The 23,186-nt window shown below is 56.4% G+C and carries 7 protein-coding genes; 4 read left to right on the top strand and 3 right to left on the bottom strand.

Annotation, left to right across the window (positions count from 1 at the left end):
- Nucleotides 1-15 precede the first annotated feature (15 nt).
- Both BN8_RS02125 and BN8_RS02120 read right to left on the bottom strand, forming a co-directional pair.
- Nucleotides 16-1,608 carry a hybrid sensor histidine kinase/response regulator gene (locus BN8_RS02125; protein ID WP_009280130.1) on the bottom strand — a complete coding sequence of 531 codons (1,593 nt, stop codon included), beginning with the start codon at nt 1,606-1,608 and terminating at the stop codon, nt 16-18.
- A 281-nt stretch (nt 1,609-1,889) separates the two neighbouring features.
- Complete coding sequence (locus BN8_RS02120; protein WP_192579011.1) at nt 1,890-17,105, bottom strand: SdrD B-like domain-containing protein; 15,216 nt, start codon at nt 17,103-17,105, stop codon at nt 1,890-1,892.
- 935 nt (nt 17,106-18,040) lie between these two features.
- Here BN8_RS02120 and BN8_RS02115 point away from each other — a divergent pair.
- Nucleotides 18,041-21,028: a DEAD/DEAH box helicase gene (locus BN8_RS02115; RefSeq protein WP_009280127.1), complete on the top strand. Its 2,988-nt coding sequence runs from the start codon at nt 18,041-18,043 to the stop codon at nt 21,026-21,028.
- Nucleotides 21,029-21,127: 99 nt separating this feature from the next.
- On the top strand, nt 21,128-21,304 hold the full coding sequence (locus BN8_RS33115) for a hypothetical protein (RefSeq protein WP_009280126.1): 177 nt from the start codon (nt 21,128-21,130) through the stop codon (nt 21,302-21,304).
- A 60-nt stretch (nt 21,305-21,364) separates the two neighbouring features.
- On the opposite strand, the gene BN8_RS02110 is transcribed toward BN8_RS33115, so the two are convergent.
- On the bottom strand, nt 21,365-21,877 hold the full coding sequence (locus tag BN8_RS02110) for a phosphoribosyltransferase family protein (RefSeq protein WP_009280125.1): 513 nt from the start codon (nt 21,875-21,877) through the stop codon (nt 21,365-21,367).
- A gap of 158 nt (nt 21,878-22,035) precedes the next feature.
- Between BN8_RS02110 and BN8_RS02105 the strand changes: the two genes are divergently transcribed.
- Both BN8_RS02105 and BN8_RS02100 read left to right on the top strand, forming a co-directional pair.
- Entirely contained in the window at nt 22,036-22,446 is a 411-nt protein-coding gene (locus tag BN8_RS02105; RefSeq protein ID WP_040005250.1) for a DUF4783 domain-containing protein, read from the top strand.
- Nucleotides 22,447-22,573: 127 nt separating this feature from the next.
- Entirely contained in the window at nt 22,574-23,140 is a 567-nt protein-coding gene (locus tag BN8_RS02100) for a hypothetical protein (protein WP_009280123.1), read from the top strand.
- Nucleotides 23,141-23,186 lie beyond the last annotated feature (46 nt).

Raw genomic sequence — 23,186 nt, 5'->3', positions numbered from 1 at the left:
AGAGATAAATGCAGCTTACCGCGTTTCAGAAACCGACTCGTTGGCAGCTTGTTTGACCGGCAACACAAGAATGAAACTGGCTCCTTCGTTCACACGGCTCCGCGCTGAAATGATGCCGTGGTGCTTTTCAATGTTTTTGCGGGCAATAGCCAGGCCAATGCCAGTACCTTCGTAATTAGTCCGGTTGTGGAGCCGCTGAAAAATGACGAAGATCCGATCCAGAAACTTCTCGTCAAAACCGATGCCGTTGTCCTGCACCACAATCCGGCAATAGGCACCATCCGGGACCGGGCAGCCATTAATGTCCTTTGTATCGATACGTTCGGCCCGAATCGTGATAACGGGCGGTACGTTCTCTTTCGCAAACTTAAGAGCGTTGCTGATCAGGTTCTGAAAAACCTGCCGAATACGCGTCGGAATCACGTCCAGCACCGGAATAGGCCCTACGTCTACAATAGCGCCTTTTTTCGCGGTTACATCCTCAAAATCCTGGAGCAGATCCGTTAGCAGGCTGTTCAGGTCGGTCGGGTGAAACGCTTCGGGGGCCGATAGCTGCGTGTACGACAGGAGATCATTGATGAGCGTCGCCATCCGCGCCGACGACCGGATGGTCCGATCCAGATACGGCGTTGCCTCCGGATTATCTTTGAGGTATTTTTCCTTGATGGTGTCGTTGAGCAATTGAATCTTCCGCAGCGGTTCCTTCAGGTCGTGCGATACTACCCACGTAAACTGCTGCAACTCGTGGTTTGTCCGCTCCAGCTCGGCGTTTTTCACCCGGAGTTCGTTTGTCCTGACTTCTACTTCGCGCTCCAGCAATTCGGCAGCCTGCTTTTGCGGGTGAATGTCCGTGAACGTACCGATCCAGCGGGTGAGGTTGCCCTGCTGCCGGATCGGAATGATACGCAGCAGGTGGTACCGGTAGTCGCCCGTATTCAGATCCTTCAGCCGGACTTCCCGCGTAAATTCACCACCGTCGGTCAACGACCGCTTCCATTCATCCCAGACGTTATCGTCGGCGTACACAGCCGGAAACGTCGACGATGAGGGTGCGTAGCGAAACCAGTACTCGTTGACGTATTCCAATTGCCCATTCGAAGCCACCGTGAAGGCGACCTGAGGCAACGACGCCAGCACGCCCTGAAGCTCCTGCATACGTTCGGTAAGGACCTCCTGTGCCTGTTTTCGCACCTCCACCTCTTTCCGTAGCGAATCCTGAGCCGCCCGGAGTTCCTGCTGCTGTTCGTATAGCTTATGCAGCGTCTTGACTTTCAGAACCAGAATATCGGCGTCGACCGGTTTGGTCAGGTAATCGACCCCGCCCGAGGTATAGCCTTTGGTGATAAACTTCTTTTCGGTATTGACCGCCGACAGAAAAATGATGGACGTGAACCGGGCCTTACTAAACCCGGCAATGGCATTCGCGACCTCAAACCCATCCATATCCGGCATCTGCACGTCGAGAATAATAACGGAGTAGGACGTAGTCAGAACTTTCCGTAGTGCTTCTTCTCCCGATTCGGCCGTGTCGACCACAAATCGATGCAGCTCAAGTATTTTTTTCAGAGGCAGGATATTTTCCCGTCTGTCATCAACAATCAGGATCATGCAGGGTAATGGTAATTCATTAAATCGATGCAGAAAACGTCCGAGAAGGCTGTGTTTTCCCAATAAGTCATGTTCCGGTCGACGGGCCAGTGCAAAGACTGACGCTGTACGTTCAACAAACGGGTGAAAATAAAGTAACTGGTCAATGCTTCCAAATCAGTCAATCACTTCAATGGATTAACACCTAACGACTACTAAAAGTTAATCGGTATCCGAAAACAAAAAACCCTGGCGAAATGCTATCGCCAGGGTTTTTATTCGACACATTCTCTCTATGTGCACTATCTTCCAGCCGTGCGGCTTTTTATCTTTTGAATCACGAACGGTACGCACTTCGCCGGTGGGCACTCACACTGGGTGTTCTGAAGCACAACGGACCGTTGTATGAAGCACCCGGCCTGAGTGAACACCCGGACGATATACGTCTGTGGCGTACCGGTCCGGCTGATGTTGCTCAGGATAACCCCATTGGCCGGAATCGGCAGGGCGTCATTGTAGCTCGTAGCGCCGTTGTAGGTCGTACCGGTCGATACGTCGAAGCGGTCGTTCGGGCCGAAGTTTCCGAGTACCACCTGGCCATCGGAACGTGACGTAGACCCGTCGCAGGTAGCCTCCCGGGCCGCCAGCGTGACGCTCTCCGGTGCCGGATTCACTACCGCGTCAACTCCGATACTGCTGCTGCAACCGGTGATCAGGTTGGTGACGGTCAGCGTATACGAACCGCTGTTAGCCGTCATCGCATTCGGAATAGTGACCACTGCCCCGCTGGCCGTGAAGCTGTTCGGACCCGTCCAGGCGTAGGAAACGCCCGTCGACGATGTAGTACCCGTCAGCACCAGGGTTTCGCCCGAACACACCGGCGGAGCGCTGGCCGCGATCACTGGCGTGATGCAGTAGAAGCCTGCATCGACCGTCGTGTTGTTCTCACCGGAGGCCAGTACGTACGGCCCAGTCCGGCCGGTCACTTCGTTGGCATCGCTGTCGGTCGCATCGTTGCCGGTATTGGCCGTTGTCGACGTGAAGGCGTCAGGCTGCGTGAACGCTACGACGTAGATTATACCCGGCGTCAGGCTCGTGAAGCTGTAGACACCATTGGCATCCGTCGTCGTAGTCAGCAGTACGTTGCCGTTAGTATTGAGCAACTGCACCGTTACGTTTGGTATTCCTGTTTCGCCCGCATCCTGCTGCCCGTTCTGGTTGAGGTCGTTGAAGACCAGATTACCCAGGGAAGCCGGGCGGTAGAAGCCCGCATCGACCGACAGATCAACCTCGCCTGAAGCCAGGGTGAAAGTAGCCGTGCGACCCGTCAGCGGATCTGCATCTGAGTCTGTCGCACCGTTACCACCCTGGTTGGCCAGAGTAGCCGTATAGCCGGCCGGGGCCGTGAACTGCACCTGATACGGTAGGCCCGGCGTCAGGCCCGTGAAGCTGTACACCCCACTGGCATTGGTCGTTGTGGTGTTCACCACTACTCCGTTTTGCAGCAGTTGCACCGTCACACCCGCAATACCCGGCTCACCGGCATCCTGCTGGCCGTTCGCGTTGAGGTCTTCGAAGACGAAGTCACCCAGGGCCGCGAACTGCTGCGGCTGCAACAGAGCCGTATCGGTATCATCCTCGTTAGGTACCGTACCGGCATTGCCCGGTGTTGAGTCTACATCGTCGCCACTATCGGCGGTGATCTCGGCCCGGTTGGTGATAATGCCACCCGTCGTAGCCGTCAGCGTCAGGCCGATCGTCAGCGTAGCCGACTCACCCGGTGCCAGACTGGCGATAGTCGCCACGGCATTGCTGCCCGATTGCGTGAAGCCAGGGCTGGCAGCCGCATTGAACGCTGTTCCGTCGGGTATAAAGTCGGTTACTTCTGTATTAGTCGCGGTCAGTTCTCCCTGGTTGGTGACTATAATCTGGTAGGTTATGACCCCTCCCGGCAACAATGGACTCGGCGCGGAGACTATATCTTTTGACAGGGCCAGATCGAAGCGGAGCAGGTAGAAACCAGCATCGAGGGTGTTGTTGGTCTCGCCCGATGCCAGGGTGATGCTCTGCGTTACCCCGTTGATCGGGTCACTGTCGGCAGCATCGTCACCTCCCTGATTAGCCAGCGTAGCCGTATAGTTGGCCGGAGCCGTGAAGCTCACTGAGTACGGTACACCCGGGGTCAGGGCTGTGAAGCTGTACACCCCGCTCGAATCCGTCGTTGTGGTCGTCAGCGACAAGCCGTTGCTGATCAGCGTAACGGTTACGCCTGCAATACCCGGCTCACCGGCATCCTGCACACCGTTGCGGTTCACGTCGGCAAACACCCGGTCACCCAAGGCAGCCTGGCGGTACAGCCCCACATCAACGGTTGTGTTGTTCTCACCCGACTCCAGGATGTACACCCCGGTTTCGCCGTCCAGCGGGTTAGCATCCGAATCAAGCGCATCGTCCCCACCCTCATTATCGGCCGTGATTGTGAACATCGGCATGGGCGCAAACTGCACCTGGTAGGCTACTCCTGGCAGGAGATTCGTGAAGCTATACTCTCCGTTTGCATTCGTTGACGTAACCTGCACCACCACGCCGTTCTGGAGCAGACTGACGGTTACGCCCGGCACACCCGGTTCGCCCGGATCCTGAATACCGTTGACATTAATATCCTCGAAGGCGAAGTTACCCAGGCTGGCCGGCAGCAGATAGAAGCCTGCATCCAGCGTGGTGTTGTTCTCACCCGATGCCAGCGTTACGCTCTGGGTTACCCCATTGATGGCATCGCTGTCGGTCGCATCGTCGCCACCCTGGTTACCCAGCGTTGCCGTGTAGCCGGCTGGTGTTGTGAAGCGCACCTGGTACGATACGCCCGGGGTCAGACCCGTGAAGCTGTATACACCATTTGCATCCGTCGTAATGATAGCCACCACGGTATTATCCCGAAGCAGGCTCACCGTTACCCCCGGGATACCGGTTTCTCCGCCGTCCTGAATACCGTTGCGGTTAGCGTCGGCAAAGACGCGATCCCCCAGAGAGGCCGGCCGGTAGAAGCCCGCATCGACCGTCGAATTGCTTTCGCCCGCTGCCAGTGTGTAGCTGCCGGTTTGTCCGGTCAGCGGATTGACATCGGAATCAGCCGCGTCGTCCCCCCCCTGGTCGGCCAGGGTAGCGGTAAAGCCGGCTGGGGCGGTGAAGCTCACAACGTACGCTACGTTCGGCAGCAGACCGGTGAAGCTGTATACCCCGCTGGCATTGGTCGTGGTTGTGGCAACCACCGTTCCATTCTGCAACAGGTTGACCGTTACACCCGCAATACCCGGTTCACCGGCATCCTGAACGCCATTTGCGTTGATATCCTCGAAGACCAGGTCACCCAGACTGGCCGGCAGCAGGTAGAAGCCTGCATCCAGCGTGGTGTTGTTCTCACCCGACGCCAGCGTTACGCTCTGGGTTACCCCGTTGATGGCATCGCTGTCGGTCGCATCGTCGCCACCCTGATTGGCCGGTGACGCCGTGAAGTTGGCCGGGGCCGTAAACTGCACCTGGTACGATACACCCGGTGTCAGACCCGTGAAGCTGTAGACGCCATTCGCGTCCGTCACTACGCTGGCCACGGCTGTGCCGTTGTTCACCAACGTAACCGTTACCCCCGGGATACCGGTTTCTCCGCCGTCCTGAATACCGTTGCGGTTTGCGTCGGCAAAGACGCGATCTCCCAGAGAGGCCGGCCGGTAGAAGCCCGCATCGACCGTCAGGTTGTTTTCACCGGCTGCCAGAATGTAGCTGATGGTCTGCCCTGTATTCGGATCAGCGTCCGAATCAGTGGCATCCGGGCCTACGTTTGCGACCGTAGCCGTGTATCCGGTTGGTGCGCCAAACTGCACTACGTAAGGCAAGCCAGGCGTCAGGCCCGTGAAGCTGTAGACGCCACTGGCATTCGTCGTGGTCGTATTGACCACTAAGTTGTTCTGTAAAAGAGTAACCGTAACACCTGCAATACCCGGCTCACCGGCATCCTGCTGGCCGTTGGCGTTGGTATCCTCAAAGACCAGGTCACCCAGGCTGGCACACGGTTGTTTCGAGACAATGGCCGTATCCGTGGCCGTACAGCCGTTGGCCGAGGTTACCGTCAGCGTATAGGTTCCGATAGCAGTTACCGTCGGATTCTGTTCCGTGCTGGTATACCCGCCCGGACCGCTCCACGCATACGTTACGTTCGTAGGTGTGGCGCTGGCCGTAATCTGCAACGAGGTTCCCTCACAACTGATCACCCCACCCGTAGCGACTAGTGCCGGTGCGATCGTGTTGCTGGTGATGATGGTCGTCGTGGTGGCCGTACAGCCGTTAGCCGAGGTTACGACGACGGTGTAGGTACCCGGGGTGCTGGTCGTAAAGCTCTGAGCCGTTGAAGTAATACCCCCCGGACCGCTCCAGGCGTACGTTACCGCTTCGCTAGCCGAAGCCGACACGCTAACTGTGGTCAGCGTACAAGTCAGCGGGCCCGTGTTAGTGGCCGTTACGGTCGGAGCCGCCTGATCAATTTGAATAGTCGTCGTGGTGGTGGCTGTACAGCCGTTAGCCGAGGTTACGACGACGGTGTAAGTACCCGGCGTGCTGGTCGTAAAGCTCTGAGCCGTTGAGGTAATGCCCCCCGGACCGCTCCACGCATACGTCACCGCTTCGTTAGCCGTGGCACTTACCGCAGCCGTCGTCAGTGTACAGGTCAGCGGACCGCTGTTGGTAGCCGTTACGGTCGGAGCCGCCTGATTGATCTGAATAGTGGTCGTGGTGGTGGCCGTACAACCGTTAGCCGCTGTTACGACTACGGTGTAGGTACCTGGGGTGCTGGTCGTAAAGCTCTGGGCCGTTGAAGTAATACCCCCCGGACCGCTCCACGCATACGTCACCGCTTCGTTAGCCGTGGCACTTACCGCAGCCGTCGTCAGCGTACAGGTTAGCGGCCCTGAGTTCGTAGCTGTCACATTTGGCGCGACTACATCCTGCTGCACCGTTGTGCTGGTCACCGCCGTACAGCCATTGATACCCGTTAAGGTCACTGAGTATGTACCGGCTACTGACGTTGTAAAGCTCTGTGTATTGGCCGTAAAGCCGCCCGGACCGCTCCAGCTATAGGTAATACCCGGAGCCGAACTGCTGGCCGAGACCGTTACCGTCGTTAGCGTACAGGTCAGCGGGCCGGTGTTCGAAGACGTCACATTAGTTGGTGGCAGGAAGTTCTGCTCAACTACACCGATGGCCGTTGCCACGCAACCGTTGGGTGTGGTAGCCGTTACCGAATACGTACCGGCTACACTGACCAGAATGCTCGGCGTGTTGGCACCCGTACTCCACAGATACGTTGAGCCGGGGCTGGCCGTGGTCGAGATGGTCGCCGTTGGCTGGGCGCAGGTCAGCGTGTTGCTTACCCCGACAGTCAGGGTTGGCGCAGCCGTATCGCTCACTACCGTCGTGGTCGCGGTCGCCGTACAGCCGTTGGCCGAGGTTACCGTTACCGAGTAGACGCCCGCCGATCCAACCAGGATGGAAGGTGCTACTTCACCTGTATTCCAGCGGTAGGTAACACCCGGTGTAGCCGTCGTTGAGATGGTCGCCGTGGGTTGAGCACAGGTCAGCGTGTTGCTCACCGATGCCGTTACGCTCGGCGCGGCTGTGTCGCTGACCACCGTCGTGGTTGTAGCCGCCGTACAGCCGTTGGGAGCAGTGACCGTCACCGAGTAGGTTCCGGCTGCACTCACCGAGATAGTGGCCATAGTCTCACCCGTGTTCCACTGATAAGTAACACCTGGCGTGGTGCTGCTGGCCGTCAGCGTCGCCGTGGGCTGAGCGCAGGTAAGGGTGTTGCTTGCCGCAATGGTCACATCCGGCGTTGCCGTATCGCTCACTACCGTCGTAGTCGTAGCTGCCGTACAGCCGTTCGGAGCCGTTACGGTTACCGTGTAAGCACCCGCTGCGCTTACCGAGATTGTCGCCGTGGTCTCGCCCGTGCTCCATTGATACGTTACGCCCGGGCTGGCCGTGGTCGAGATGGTCGCCGTGGGCTGAGCACAGGTCAGCGTGTTGCTTACCGATGCCGTCACGCTCGGCGCGGTCGTGTCACTGACCACCGTCGTAGTCGTAGCCGCAGTTGCCCCATTCGGAGCCGTGACGGTCACCGAGTAGGTACCGGCTTCACTCACGACAATCGAAGCCGCGGTTGCACCTGTATTCCAGCGGTAGGTAACACCCGGTGTAGCCGTCGTTGAGATGGTCGCCGTGGGTTGAGCACAGGTCAGCGTGTTGCTCACCGATGCCGTTACGCTCGGCGCGGCTGTGTCGCTGACCACCGTCGTGGTTGTAGCCGCCGTACAGCCGTTGGGAGCAGTAACCGTCACCGAGTAGGTTCCGGCTGCACTCACCGAGATAGTGGCCGTAGTCTCACCCGTGTTCCACTGATAAGTAACACCTGGTGTGGTGCTGCTGGCCGTAAGCGTCGCCGTAGGCTGGTTGATCGTTATTGTGTTGCTCACCGTCGCCGTTACGTCGGGAGTCGCGGTATTGTTGAAAATAGTCGTCGAAGTAGCGGCCGTACAACCGTTAGCTGCTGTCACTACGACAGTGTAGGTGCCCGGTGTGCTGGTCGTAAAGCTCTGGGCCGTTGAGGTAAACCCGCCCGGACCGCTCCACGCATACGTCACCGCTTCACTGGCCGTAGCACTTACAGCGGCAGTCGTCTGCGCACAGGTGATTGGACCATTGTTGGAAGCCGCTACGGTTGGGGTTGTTACGTCCTGCTGGAGGGTAGTGCTGGCCGTGGCCGTACAGCCGTTGGCCGAGGTCACCGTTACAGAGTACGTACCCGCTACACTCGTCGTGAAGCTGGCCGCCGTTGAGGTGAAGCCACCTGGGCCGCTCCACGCATACGTCACCGCTTCGTTGGCGGTTGCCGATACCGTACGGGTGGTCAGTGCACAGGTCAGCGGACCCGTGTTCGACGCGATCACCGTTGGCGGAGCCACATCCTGCTGGAGGGTGGTGCTGGCCGTGGCCGTACAGCCGTTGGCCGAGGTCACCGTCACTGAGTACGTACCCGCCACACTCGTCGTGAAGCTGGCCGAAGTTGAAGTGAAGCCACCTGGGCCGCTCCAGGCATACGTCACCGCTTCGTTGGCGGTTGCCGATACCGTACGGGTGGTCAGCGCACAGGTCAGCGGACCCGTGTTCGACGCGATCACCGTTGGCGGAGCCACATCCTGACCAACCGTGGTGTTGGCTGTAGCCACACAACCATTAGCCGAAGTTACCGTCACCGAGTACACACCGGCTACGCTGGTGGTGAAGCTCTGAGCCGTTGAGGTGAAGCCACCCGGTCCTGCCCAGCGGTAGGTTACCCCACCCGTGGTGCTGCTGGCTGAGACGGTCACCGCTGTCAGCGTACAGCTCAGCGGGCCATTGTTCGTAGCTGTTACGTTGGCCGGCGGGGTAATATCCTGACCAACGGTCGTTACAGCCGTGGTTGAGCACCCATTCGCTGGATTCGTCACGGTAACCGTGTACGCACCCGGCACACTGGTGACGAAGTTTTGACTTGTGGAGACAAAGCCACCCGGCCCCGCCCAGACATAGATGACACCCGGGGTCGTACTGCTGGCTGATACTGTTGCATTCAGCAGCGTACATGACAAAGGACCTGTATTGGTTGCCGTTACGCCCGCTGGTGGGGTGATGTTCTGGCTAACGGTGGTGCTGGCCGTAGCTGTACAGCCGTTGGGGGCCGTCAGCGTCACCGAGTACAGACCCGGTGTGCTGGTCGTAAAGCTCTGGGCCGTTGAGGTGAAACCGCCCGGACCCACCCAGCTATACGTAACGCCCGGTGTCGTTGTTGTCACACTCACCGTAGCGGTCGTCAGCGTACAGGTCAACGGACCCGTATTGCTGGCCACTACAGCCGCTGGGGGCGCAATGTTCTGCTCCACAGTGGTAGCCGCTACGGCCGTACAGCCATTAACCGTACTCGTCAGCGTCACTGAATACGTACCGGCTACGCTGGTGGTGAAGCTCTGAGCCGTTGAGGTGAAACCACCCGGTCCTACCCAGCTATACGTTACGCTTGCCGTTGTTGTGTTGACCGAAACCGTTGCGGATGTCTGGGTGCAGTTCAGCGGACCGGTGTTGCTGATCGTTACATTCTGAATACCCGTATTATCCTGACCGACGGTGGTGCTGGCCGTAGCCGTACAGCCGTTCGCCGAAGTCACCGTCACGGAGAAGACACCGGCCGATGCCGTAATGAAGCTCTGAGCCGATGAGGTAAAGCCACCCGGACCGCTCCACGCATACGTGACACCTGGAGTCGTACTGCTGGCCGATACCGTCACCGAACCCAATGTGCAGCTCAGCGGGCCGGTATTGGTTGCCGATACGTTAGCCGGCGGAGTAATATTCTGACCTACCGTTGTACTGACCGTAACCGGCGAGCAACCATTTGGTCCGGATACCGTCACCGAATACGTACCCGGTGTGCTGGTCGTAAAGCTCTGGGCCGTTGAGGTGAAACCACCTGGGCCAGTCCATGCATACGTAACGCCCGGCGTTGAACTGCTGGCCGAAACGGTTACCGTCGTCAGCGTACAGGTCAGCGGCCCCGTGTTGGAAACCGCTACGTTCGCAACCGGCGTGTTGTTTTGCACTACGTTCGTCGAAGTAACCGTTGTACAGCCGTTAACTGGATTGGTGGCTGTCACTGAATATACACCCGCGACGGAAGTCGTAAAGGTCTGCGCCGTTGAAGTAAAACCGCCCGGACCGCTCCAGCTATAGGTAACACCCAGCGTGGTCGAGGTGACACTCACCGTGGCTGTCGGCTGAGCACAGTTCAGCGGACCATTATTAGAGGCAACTACACCTGCTGGTGGAGTGATATTCTGACCGAGTGTGGTGCTGGCCGTAGCCGTACAGCCGTTGGCTGAGGTTACCGTCACCGAGTAGGTGCCTGCTACCGATGCTGTAAAGCTCTGAGCCGTTGAGGTGAAACCACCTGGGCCGACCCAGCGGTAGGTCACCGCTTCGTTAGCAACCGCCGAAACCGTAGCACTGGTGATCAGACAGGTCAGCGGGCCATTGTTCGAAGCCGCTACGGTTGGAGCCACCACATTCTGCTGGAGGGTAGTGCTGGCCGTGGCCGTACAGCCGTTGGCCGAAGTCACCGTCACCGAGTACGTACCCGCTACACTCGTCGTGAAGCTGGCCGCCGTTGAGGTGAAACCACCTGGGCCACTCCAGGCATATGTCACTGCTTCGTTGGCCGTAGCATTCACTGTGGCCGCTGTCAGGGCGCAGGTGATCGGGCCGTTATTAGCTGCTGTTACGGTCGGAGGAACCACATCCTGCTGGAGGGTAGTGCTGGCCGTGGCCGTACAGCCATTAGCCGAGGTCACCGTCACCGAGTACGTACCCGCCACACTCGTCGTGAAGCTGGCCGCCGTTGAGGTGAAACCACCCGGACCGCTCCACGCATAGGTCATCGCTTCGTTGGCGGTTGCTGATACCGTACGGGTGGTCAGTGCACAGGTCAGCGGACCCGTGTTCGACGCGATCACCGTTGGCGGAGCCACATCCTGACCAACCGTGGTGTTGGCTGTAGCCACACAACCGTTGGCCGAAGTTACTGTCACCGAGTACACACCGGCTACGCTGGTGGTGAAGCTCTGAGCCGTTGAGGTGAAGCCACCCGGTCCTGCCCAGCGGTAGGTTACCCCACCCGTGGTGCTGCTGGCTGAGACGGTCACCGCTGTCAGCGTACAGCTCAGCGGACCGTTGTTCGTAGCGACTACCCCAGCCGGAGTTGTTACATCCTGAGTCACCGTGGTCGTTACCGTGGTCGTACAGCCGTTGGCCGGGTTGGTCACCGTTACCGAGTACACACCCGCTACGCTGGTGGCAAAGCTCTGAGCCGTCGAGCTGAAGCTGTTTGGACCCGCCCAGCGGTAGGTTACCCCACCCGTGGTGCTGCTGGCCGATACCGTTGCTGTAGGTTGAGCGCAGGTGATGGGGCCGTTGTTGGTAGCGGCCACCCCAGCCGGAGGGGTGATGTTCTGACCAACGGTGGTGCTGGCCGTAGCGGTACAGCCGTTGGGAGCCGTCAGCGTCACCGAGTAGGTGCCCGCTACGGTCGTTACGAAACTTTGCGAAATCGAGGTGAAGCCACCCGGACCTGCCCAGCGGTAAGTGACGCCAGGCGTTGAACTGCTGGCCGATACGTTTACTGCCGTCAATGTGCAGGTCAGCGGACCCGTATTGGAAACTGTAACATCAGCCGGGGGAACAATATCCTGACCGACCGTAGTGTTAGCCGTAGCTGTGCAGCCGTTGGCCGAAGTTACTGTCACCGAGTACACACCGGCTACGCTGGTGGTGAAGCTCTGAGCCGTTGAGGTGAAGCCACCCGGTCCTGCCCAGCGGTAGGTTACCCCACCCGTGGTGCTGCTGGCTGATACCGTTGCCGTGGGTTGGGCACAGGTGATGGGGCCATTGTTGGTAGCGGCCACCCCAGCCGGAGTTGTTACGTCCTGAGTGACCGTGGTCGTTACCGTGGTCGTACAGCCGTTGGCCGGGTTGGTCACCGTCACCGAGTACACACCCGCTACACTGGTGGCAAAACTCTGAGCCGTCGAGCTGAAGCTGTTTGGACCCGCCCAGCGGTAGGTTACCCCACCCGTGGTGCTGCTGGCCGATACCGTTGCTGTAGGTTGAGCACAGGTGATGGGGCCGTTGTTGGTGGCGGCCACCCCAGCCGGAGGGGTGATGTTCTGCCCAACGGTGGTGCTGGCCGTAGCGGTACAGCCGTTGGGAGCCGTCAGCGTCACCGAGTAGGTGCCCGCTACGGTCGTTACGAAACTTTGCGAAATCGAGGTGAAGCCACCCGGACCTACCCAGCGGTAGGTTACCCCACCGGTGGTGCTGCTGGCTGATACCGTCGCCGTGGTTTGGGCGCAGGTGATGGGGCCGTTGTTCGTGGCGGCTACGTTGGCCGGTGGAACTACATCCTGAGTCACACTCGTACTGGCCGTCGCCGTACAGCCGTTGGCTGCCGTAACGGTGACTGAATAGGTACCAGCTACGGAAGTCGTAAAGCTCTGCGATGTGGTCGTGAAGCCACTCGGGCCGACCCAGCGGTATGCCACGCCCCCACTGCTGGTGACGCTGACTCCTACAGCCGCCAGATTACAGGTCAGTGGGCCATTGTTCGATGCGACTACGCCAGCCGGCGGGGTTGTGTTCTGATTAATTGTTGACGTTGCCGTAGCCGTGCAGCCATTCGCTGCTGTTACGACTACGGTATACGTACCCGGTACAGACGTAGTAAAGCTTTGTGTAGTAGCACTGAAGTTGTTGGGGCCGGTCCACCGGTACGTCACTGCTTCACTGGCTGACGCCGAAACGTTAACCGAAGTCAGCGTACAGGTCAATGGGCCTGTGTTAGTAGCCGTTACCGTTGGAGCCGCCACATCCTGTCCTACCGACGTACTTGTCACGGCCGTACAACCGTTGGCCGAGGTCACCGTCACCGAGTAGGTGCCGGCTGTTGCCGTGGTGAAGCTCTGGGCCGTTGAGGTAAAGCCACCCGGTCCTGCCCAGCGATAGGTAGCCGCTACGTCGGAGGTAGCACTGACCGTCACCGTCGTCAGCGTACAGGTCAGCGGACCGGTGTTGCTCGCCGTGATGGTCGGAGCGGTACGGTCCTGCTGAACGTTTGTATTTGTCACGGCCGTACAACCATTGGCCGAGGTCACCGTCACCGAGTAGGTGCCGGCTGTTGCCGTGGTGAAGCTCTGGGCCGTTGAGGTAAAGCCACCCGGTCCTGCCCAGCGGTAGGTAGCCGCTACGTCGGAGGTAGCACTAACCGTCACCGTATTCAGCGTACAGGTCAGCGGACCCGTGTTGCTTGCCGTGATGGTCGGCGCGGTAAGGTCCTGCTGGACGCTCGTGCTGGTAACCACCGTACAGCCGTTCGGAGCCGTAACGGTGACCGAATAGGTACCGGCTGTTGCCGTGGTAAAGCTCTGGGCCGTTGAGGTAAAGCCGCCCGGTCCCGCCCAGCGGTAAGTAACTCCGCCCGTGGTGCTGCTGGCCGATACCGTCGCCGTCGTCAGCGTACAGGTCAGCGGGCCCGTGTTGGAAGCACCGACATTGGCCGGTAGTGTCGTGTTCTGGCTAACGACCACTGACGTAATAGCCGAGCAGCCATTGACCGGATTCGTTGCCGTTACTGAATAGGTGCCGGCCGTTGCCGTGGTGAAACTGGCCGCAGTCGACGTGAAGCCGCCCGGACCCGCCCAGCGGTAGGTCACTCCACCGGTAGTGCTACTGGCCGAAACCGTCGCCGTGGGTTGGGCGCAGGTCAGCGTATTGCTTACGGAAGCCGTTACCGAAGGCGCGGTGGTATTGCTGGATACGATTGTCGATGTCGTGGCCGTACAACCGTTCGGGCCTGTTAGCGTCACCGAGTACGTACCGGAAATACTGGTCGTAAAGCTCTGGGCCGTCGAGGTAAAGCCACTCGGACCGACCCAGCGGTAAGTGATTCCGGTCGTTGAACTTGTAGCTGATACCGTCGCAGACAGATTGGTACAGGTCAGCGGGCCGTTATTAGTCGCTGTTACGTTCTGCGGGGGCGTAGTGTTCTGGTTGACCACCACCGTAGCGGGTGTCGGATCAGTACAGCCACTGGCCGACACAACCAGTGTATACGTACCTGGCGTATTCGTCGTAAAGCTGGCTGCGGTTGAGGTAAAGCCGCCCGGGCCGGTCCAGCTAAATGTTGAACCGGTCAGCGACGACGTGCCCGTCACGGTAGCCGGGGCGGCACAGGTTATAGCGGTAGCTGTGGCACTACCAGCTGGCAATGGCCGGACTGTTATCAGAATATCGTCCTGCGGTCGGCAATCTACCGCCCCGGGTGTCGGGTTCAGGATGGCATATACATAATACGTAACTGGCGTCGTACCGGTGTTAGCCGGAAAAGCAACGTTGCTGATCGACGCTGTGCCACCGGAAGGTGTAGCTGTTCCCAGGCTCGTGCCGCCCGAATAGGCTGCCGTCCCGCTTTGTGGACTGGTAAAATAGACAAAGCGGATGGCATCCGTCCCGGTAGCCGTCGTCGTTACGCTCAGTGAGCTGACAGGCGTGCCCGAGCATACGGTTTGTGACGCGGAGGCATTCGTGATGGTGGGGCAGGTGGCAAACCCGAAATCGTAGGAGTGGTTGTTCTCGCCATAGTCGCCGGTTGTCAAAGAAATAACAACGTTGTTGCCCACGGTAACGCCGTCACTGTCGATATTATCATCCGACCCGGCATTGGCGGTTGTTGGCGTGTAGCCAGCCAGAGCGGTCTGACTCAGCGGCACCCGTATTTCGTACGCTGTATTAGGCAGCAGGTTAGTGAAATAATATTCGCCATTAGCATTGGACGTAGTGGTGCCGACGAGCGTACCGCCTTGATACAGTTGAACGGTAATATTGGCGAAATTCGACGCTCCCTGGCCATTGTCCTGAACACCATTGGCCGTTTGTACCGATCCGTCGTTGAAGATACGGTTACCGATCTCGATCGGCTGATAATTACAGCCAATCTCGAGATCGCCCAGGCCGTTAGCCTTACCGAAAGTCGCTACGTTCGAACTTTCGTAGATCTGCACGCTGGTCGACGGGCTACCGGTTCCGTTTGAGTTCCGAAAACGCCGAATCCCCCCCGCATCAATATTCGTGGTAGGGTCCATGACGGTCGCGGCTACCTCATCCCGTCCCGGCAATACGGCCAGTCCGCCCACACTCATCTCAAGGTGGTACGGGCGAAACACGTTATTGACGGTTTCGCCCACCGATACAGCATCGCTGAAATAATATTCGCCATTGCCCGGTCCTTGTCCGTTGTTGGCTCCGGCCGTTGGGGTTCCGTTACAAATACGGGCATTGTTCTCGATCGTCCACTGCCCCGGTGAGCACTGACCGGCCCGGAGAAGGTCGCCCGGCGAAATGGGCCGGAACAACTGAGTACTGTTCGGATTTAACCCTAAGTTCAGGTTACCGTATTGATCGCCCAGACGGTCCCGAATGCTGACAATCATCGAACCATCAATGTCGAATTCAATACCCGAAAACCAGGGTTGCGGATAGCTACAGTTAGCCAGATCGGCCCGCGAAAACCGGTTCGGTATCGGGTTAGCATTCGACGGGTTGTTCTGATCATAACCGGGCTGAATGTTGGTCCAGGGAAGCCAGTACTCCGAGCGGTCAACACCAACTTTATCGTTGTTAACGGCTCCTCGCTTGTACGTCAGCGGAAATGACAAAACCTGCGTAAATGCGTTGGTAGCCGGGTTGAATTCGTACACGACAGCCTTCATACCGACCGTATCGCGGGTGATCAGGTTAGGCGAAGAAACCGAGCTTCCCGCAGCAGAAAAAGTTCGGGTGGCCGTTACACCTTCGTTCGTTGTGACGCCCCCGACATACACCCGGTCCCGGTAGTACTTGAGCGCAAATGGCCGGAACACACTCCCCGTTGTCTGTGATGGTGAAGGAACGGTAAACGCCACGGGCGTTCCGGCCGTGGGATTGGCGCTGTTTGCGTTAGTGATAGGCACCCGGTACAGTTGCCGGTCGTTCAGGTTAAGGACGTACAACTGCGAACCGTCATCCGAAATCTCCAGGTCGCCAAGACCCGTTTTTCCAACCTGATCAAATACCGATACATCCCGGTTCTGATCGGTGATAGTACCCGTTAAACCCCGGGCCGTATTGGTTGCTACCGTACCGACATTCGGAATCGTAGCGAATAAAGACGATGTGTACGTCGTTCCGGAACCAGGCTTAGTGATGTAAATAGCACCCGCGCCACTTGGCCCGAGACCGGAATGCCGCTTCACGAAAGCCGACGAAAAAATATTTCTGGACGCGCGCTGATAGGCAACGCCGTACACAGTTCCAATCTGACTATTGACAGCAATACCAACTTCGGCCGTGGTTGTTCCGGTACTCGTGGTGCTGTAAGGCAACGTGACAAGAACGGGTTGTGCTCCGGCGTTGCCGGTCGTACTGGTCGGGTTACCGTTTACGTAGCAGGGCACATAAAAGTTCGGCTCCGTCTGGCAATAATCGGTTGGGTAGTTGATACCCAGATTGACCGTTGCGGGCGACGTATTGGCAAACTGAACGGTTGTACCGCTCTGCGATCCTCTTGGCCCCGCAAAATAGCCGGATGGCAGGTTGGTAAACTGAATGCGGTAGGGACCGACCGCTGAGGGTACAATGCTAAACTGCCCCTGCGTGGCAACCACGGAGCTGGTAGTCGCTGTTCCGACCACCGCCCCGCCCGCGTAAACGGTGACGGTCACGCCACCAACGCCAACTTCGCCGGTGAGCGACGTGGGACTGTATTCCCGGGTTCCGTTTGCGTTGAAATCCCGATATACCGTCCCTGATATCTGGGCGACTGCGTTACCTCCCAGCAGTAGCAGAAGAAGCAAGGGAACAAGGTTCCGATATAGCCTATTAAAGCCTTCCTGGCGGAAAATACTGTGCAGACTATATACAAGAGGGTAAATGTTCTTTACCATACGCAGATAGAGTAACGTTTTAAGATTGCCTACGAAGTGACAGTCAAACGGAGCCGATTAGGAGCTAATCCCGCCTATCCTTTATGTAGCTGTCCAGAAACTATCAAAGAGAGTGCCAGCTTACCGAATTGAAGAGGGGTTATCGCCCGAAAGACAGGGGTATAATCGATGGGCAAACAGGAGAATAACGAATGGATCGGTAGCGAAAATAAACAACCCTACCTAATCTATAATAATGCAACAAACTCTTAGATAATGTACTTATTATTAACCACTTAGTAGACATAATGCATAACAAAAACCTACATATTATTACTAGTTAATTCATTAATACGACAAACAAATCATACGTTCGTGCTACGATTTACTCCAGTAAAAATTAGTCGTTTTTTAATCTGTTAGTTGCCGAGCCAGTCCTTATTCGCTCTATCAGTTCGAGGTTATCAACACCAACTTCGGGTCAGCCAACTGCTTTTTTACTTGAACGACCGATCATCTAATACTATGCCAAAGTTATCTTTCAATCGATCATCCTATCAATGATTCGGCAAGCGCCTACCTACGCGCTGATTGATTTTACAGGCCAGCCTTGCCGTTTAATAAGGTTATTCGCGATCCAATCCGTCTTTGTTTATTTTGGCTGAAATGTAGAGTTGGGTTTTTTGTCCCAGTTCGTATATTTGAGATCGTTATGTTCTGATTCTGCCTGATAAACTGTTGACAATAAATCATTTACATGACTTATCAACTGATTTTAGCCAGGCCGATTCAGGGGTTTAGTTGTTAGTCTCGTCATACCAGTTGCTCGCCTTCCTCGTTAGCGCTGGCCGATCATATACAGTGTCATGAAAGTTTCACCATCTGATCCGTTTCAGATCGTTTATTCGCTGTTGGAGCATGAATTTTTAGGCTTTCTGATTGAAGCCTTTGTCGTTCAGCTTAACAACCGGGGGGAACTGACGCTGCTTAACCAGACCCTCTCAACACAGAACGTCGGCGAGTTTGCCGAAAAGCTCGATGAGCGGGATTTCGAACTTGTTCGGCTGATCGAAAGTATTCAGCAGGATACCATCGTTAAGAAATTCAATACCCGGCGGTTGCCGGCCGTCGACTTCTTCCTTAAACTATACGACCCGCAGAAAGGCGACAAGCTGGTGCAGGAAGCCATTGCGGGTTATCTGGAAAACCTGAAGGCGCAGGTCATGGCCCTGCTGCCCGGCAAGCCCTTTTACGTGATGGGCAACGACGGAAATCCGGCATGGTCACGCATTGAGTGGATGCCGGAACCCGCCCGCGTACATTTTCATTTCGTCCGGAACGACGATTCTACCCATTACTTTCCTATTATTCGCTATCCGGTCGCCGAGATCGGCGAGGTGATCAACGGCCAGAACGCCACGCGGGAAACGGAGCGGGTCGAGTTTCAGTTTAAGGATGCGCTGATGATCTGCGATGAGCCGGCCTACATGATGGTGAACAATCGGCTCTATCATTTTAGCAAGAATGTAGACGGGAAAAAACTTCGACCGTTCTTTAACAAGAACCACATTGTTATCCCGAAAAATATTGAGCATCAGTACTATGAGCGATTTGTAGCCCCACTGATCGCATCATACGACGTATATCCCAAAGGGTTCGAAATAAAAACGGAAACCGTGGAGCCGGTGCCTGTTCTGACTGTTTCGGAACAGGTGGCTTCGAGCCGACCGGTGGCGGCATCGCTTTTTGCGGATAGTGCCGACCCCGACGATGATGCTGGTCAACGTATCGCGTTCGATCTGGCGTTTCGCTACGGTTCCTTTACGTTCCGGTTCGACAGCTTTGCGGCTTCGGCCAACGTAAGTCTGGAGAAAAACGGCGACGATTACATCTTTCATAAGATTCGCCGGGATCAGCGACTTGAACGGCAGAAACTAAACTGGCTACGCGAACACAACCTCGACATTCGGCACGGTCGGCTTGCCCTGCCTAAGTCAGAGGCCTTCTCGTGGCTTTCGGAGCACAGCGCCCAGCTCGAACAGGCCGGGTTTGTGCTACAGCAGAGCGCCCAGGACACCAAACGCTATTTTCTGGGTTACTCGTCCATCGACGTATCGATTCAGGAGGGCCGCGACTGGTTCGATATCTACGCTAATGTCCGGTTCGGCGAATTTGAAATCCCGTTCATTAAGCTACGTAACCTGATTCTGAGTAAAAAGCGCGAATTTACGCTCCCGAACGGCGAGATTGCTGTCATTCCGGAAGCCTGGTTCACGAAGTATTCAGAACTGTTCGGTTTTCTGGAACAACCTGACGGTACCGACCAGCTCGTGCTGCGCAAACACCACCTGGCGCTGGTGCAGGAACTCGAACGCGACAGCCTGGCAACGGCCGTGATGACCCGCAAGCTCGAACGGCTGCGCGACTTTGAGGAAATTGAAAGCTTCCCGTTGCCGAAACAGTTTAACGGTACGCTCCGTCCTTATCAGCATGCCGGCTACGACTGGATGAATTTTCTGCGGCAGTATCGGTTTGGCGGTTGTCTCGCCGACGACATGGGTCTGGGTAAGACCGTGATGACGCTGGCCATGCTACAGGGCCAGAAAGAACTCGGCATTACGGAACCGACGCTGCTGGTTATGCCTACCTCGCTGCTGTACAACTGGGAACTGGAGGCCCGCAAGTTTACGCCCGATCTGCGGGTAATGGTGTACACCGGCACATACCGCGATAAGAACACGGCGCAGTTCGACGACTACGACCTGATTCTCACGTCGTATGGTATCGTCCGGATCGACATTGAACTGATTAAGGATTACCGCTTCAACTACGTGATTCTGGACGAGTCGCAGGCTATCAAGAATCCTTCGTCGCATATTACAAAAGCGGTCATGCAGCTCAATTCGGCCAACCGGCTGATACTGACCGGTACTCCGCTGGAAAACAGTACTATGGACCTCTGGACGCAGATGACGTTCATCAATCCGGGGCTGCTGGGCAGCCAGTCGTTTTTCCGCAATGAGTTTCAGGTACCGATTGAGAAACGGCACGACGAGCAGAAAACAGGGCGGCTCTACGGGCTGATCAAACCGTTTATGCTCCGTCGGAACAAAGCGCAGGTAGCCACGGATCTGCCCGAGAAAGTAGAGAGCATTCTGTATTCGGAAATGACGCCCGAACAGGAGAAGCAGTACGAAGAAGCGAAGTCGTACTATCGGAACCTGATTCTGGAACGCATCGAGGAAGACGGCATGGCTAAATCGCAGATGATTGTGCTGCAGGGCCTGACGAAACTCCGGCAGATTGCGAACCACCCCCGCATGATCGACGATACCTACGAAGGCGACTCGGGCAAGCTGGAGGACGTACTGATGCGTCTGGAAAGCGCCATGACCGACCACCACAAGGTATTGGTATTCAGCCAGTTCATTAAACACCTGAGCGTAGTTCGTCAATATTTGAAGGAGAAGAACATCAAATACGCCTATCTGGATGGCTCGACGCAGGACCGACAGTCGCAGGTGGAATTGTTCCAGACCGACGACTCGGTGAAGCTTTTCCTAATCTCACTGAAAGCCGGTGGGCTTGGCCATAACCTGACGGCCGCCGACTACGTATTCATTCTGGACCCGTGGTGGAATCCCGCCATTGAAGCCCAGGCCGTTGACCGGGCGCACCGCATTGGTCAGAAGAAGACAGTATTTACCTACAAGTTTATCACCAAGAACACGGTTGAGGAGAAAATTCTGGCCTTGCAGCGGTCTAAGCAGAAACTGGCCAGTAACCTCATCGCCACCGAAGAAAACTTTGTCAAATCCCTGACCAAGGAAGACGTCATGGTGCTCCTGGAGTAACGCTGGTTGTACGTTCACAAGATTTTTGGGAAGGTAGCGCTCCGTATTTGTTACTGAGGAGATATACGCTATCATTCACCAAAATAATCAGCTCAACGTATGAATACGAAAAGCATCTTCGGTATTATCCTGACAGTGATCGGTCTAATTGGTCTGATTTACGCGGGTATTGATTTTTCAAAAGGGGGCGTCGCGCAGGCATCCTTTGTTTTCCTGGTGCTGGGCGGCATCTTTTTCTTCGCCGGGGTTAGCCTGATTCGCAGCACGAAGGCGTAGTACTATAGCGGGGACATGGACCGAGATTCAATTCGGTCCATGTCCCCGCTCTTTTATTTCTTATTGCAGGTAAACGCCAATCCGGCCTGGATCGCTCAGCATCACGTCAACGTGTTCCGTAAGGGTAGTGCTGAGTTCATACCCTTTGTAGTCAGCGGCAACGGGATAGCGCGGGTGATTACGGTCGATCAGTACGGCCACCTGTAGCTTGCGAACCGGTACGCTCAGAAAGGGTTGTAAGCTGAAAACCAGCGTCCGGCCGGTGTAGAGCACATCATCCACCACAATCACGACCTTATCGGTAAAGTCGGCGTCAGCCCCATCCACCTGAACAGACGGCTGAGCAGCCTGCGACTTGTCGAGGGTAAGTCGCACCAGATTAAGCCGGAAGGGTGCAATCTGACGCAATTCCTGTGCCAGTGACTCAGCCAGCGCATAACCTTCGCCCGTTATGCCCGCCAGAATGATTGCCGGTTCCTCGAAATTGTTTTCGTAAATCTGAAACGCAATCCGCCGGATTTTCTGCTGAATCTGTTCGGCGTTCAGGATGAGCGTGGGTTGAGCGGTCGTCATACCGGCTGTAACGATGGTTAGCCCTGCAAAGATGGGAAAAAGTCACCAGAGCGCCAGTACGTGGCCAGACTCTATCAGCATGAAGGCTTTCAGCGATAGGGTAGCTTTGGCATAGTTTTAGCCAATTGTCAGGGCATACCGAGATTACAACCATCATCATGAAAGCCCTGATCGCTATTTTACTCTTCTCCACATTATGGACGACGCCCCCGGCCAGCTCATCGCCCGGTTCGCAACTCAGCGAGACCATACGTACTTCGCTTCGCAGCGGCAACGCCGGCCAGCTCTCAGCGCATTTTGCCAGCACCATTGAGTTAATTATTGATTCGGAGAAAGTGGAGTTTACGTCCCTGGCGGCTCCGCACGCAGAGTTGATTCTGCGCAGTTTTTTCCGAAAGTATCCGCCCCATAACTTCCAGTTTGTGTACCGGGGTGCATCGGACCGGCTGTTATACAACACCGGCACCTACGCAACGGAAGGCCGGACGTTTACGGTTTACGTACTGATGCGGCAAACCGCCGGCCGACAGTACGTCATCAACGCCCTTCATTTCCGTAAGGAAGCGTAGAGAGGGAAGGAGAAAAGGAGAACGACCTAACCTTCATCCCTCTCCTCCCCTTCCTCCTTTCCTCCCCCTCCCTCCTTTCCTCCTTTCCTAACAAACTCCTATCTTTGTGCCTTCATTATGAGGTACCATGATTGTTAAAACCAAGAAATACGCGTTAGATCAAAAAACGTACATTAACATAGCCCTGCGTCAGTGGTTAAAAGATAACTGGAAATGGGCATTTGTTCCTCTGGGACTGATTATTCTGAACGTTGTCCTGAACGTTACGGGAGTCTATCCCAACATCTGGATCTACATTGTCATTGTGCTTCTGACCATTCTGTATGTATTGTTCTGGGCGGTGCAGATTACAGGCATCACGCAGATGGAACAGAGCAAAGCCCTGTTTCAGAAATACGTGTATGAAATTGACAGTCGGCAGATTCTCATGCGCATCAACGCCCGCGAAGGTGGTATGCTGAAATGGGACCAGATCGGCAGCGTAATTAAGGACAAAGAAGCCTACATTTTTTTCCTGAATAACGAACAGGCGCTGCAGAACGTAAAAGCCAACTGGATCGCCAAGACCGTGACGCGTGGGCTGTCAAAGGCCCAGTTTCTGTACCTGCCTTATACCATCTTCAACAGCGAAAACGACCTGAAATTCACCGATGCCCTGCTGAAGCGCAAAGGGCTGCTGGGCGAACCATCGTAAATGCTATTTTGCTATTTTTGAGAATCCAACTCCATCGCAGGGTTGG

This window comes from Fibrisoma limi BUZ 3, assembly GCF_000296815.2.
GTDB lineage: Bacteria > Bacteroidota > Bacteroidia > Cytophagales > Spirosomataceae > Fibrisoma > Fibrisoma limi.
The sequence above is the reverse complement of the archived record's forward strand: the minus strand, read 5'-3'. Positions and strand labels throughout refer to the sequence as shown.

What these genes read in the sequence shown, in the direction of transcription:
- BN8_RS02125 (WP_009280130.1), bottom strand. Translation starts at nt 1,608, where the DNA reads ATGATCCTGATTGTTGATGACAGACGGGAAAATATCCTGCCTCTGAAA.
- BN8_RS02115 (WP_009280127.1), top strand. Translation starts at nt 18,041, where the DNA reads ATGAAAGTTTCACCATCTGATCCGTTTCAGATCGTTTATTCGCTGTTG.
- BN8_RS33115 (WP_009280126.1), top strand. Translation starts at nt 21,128, where the DNA reads ATGAATACGAAAAGCATCTTCGGTATTATCCTGACAGTGATCGGTCTA.
- BN8_RS02110 (WP_009280125.1), bottom strand. Translation starts at nt 21,877, where the DNA reads ATGACGACCGCTCAACCCACGCTCATCCTGAACGCCGAACAGATTCAG.
- BN8_RS02105 (WP_040005250.1), top strand. Translation starts at nt 22,036, where the DNA reads ATGAAAGCCCTGATCGCTATTTTACTCTTCTCCACATTATGGACGACG.
- BN8_RS02100 (WP_009280123.1), top strand. Translation starts at nt 22,574, where the DNA reads ATGATTGTTAAAACCAAGAAATACGCGTTAGATCAAAAAACGTACATT.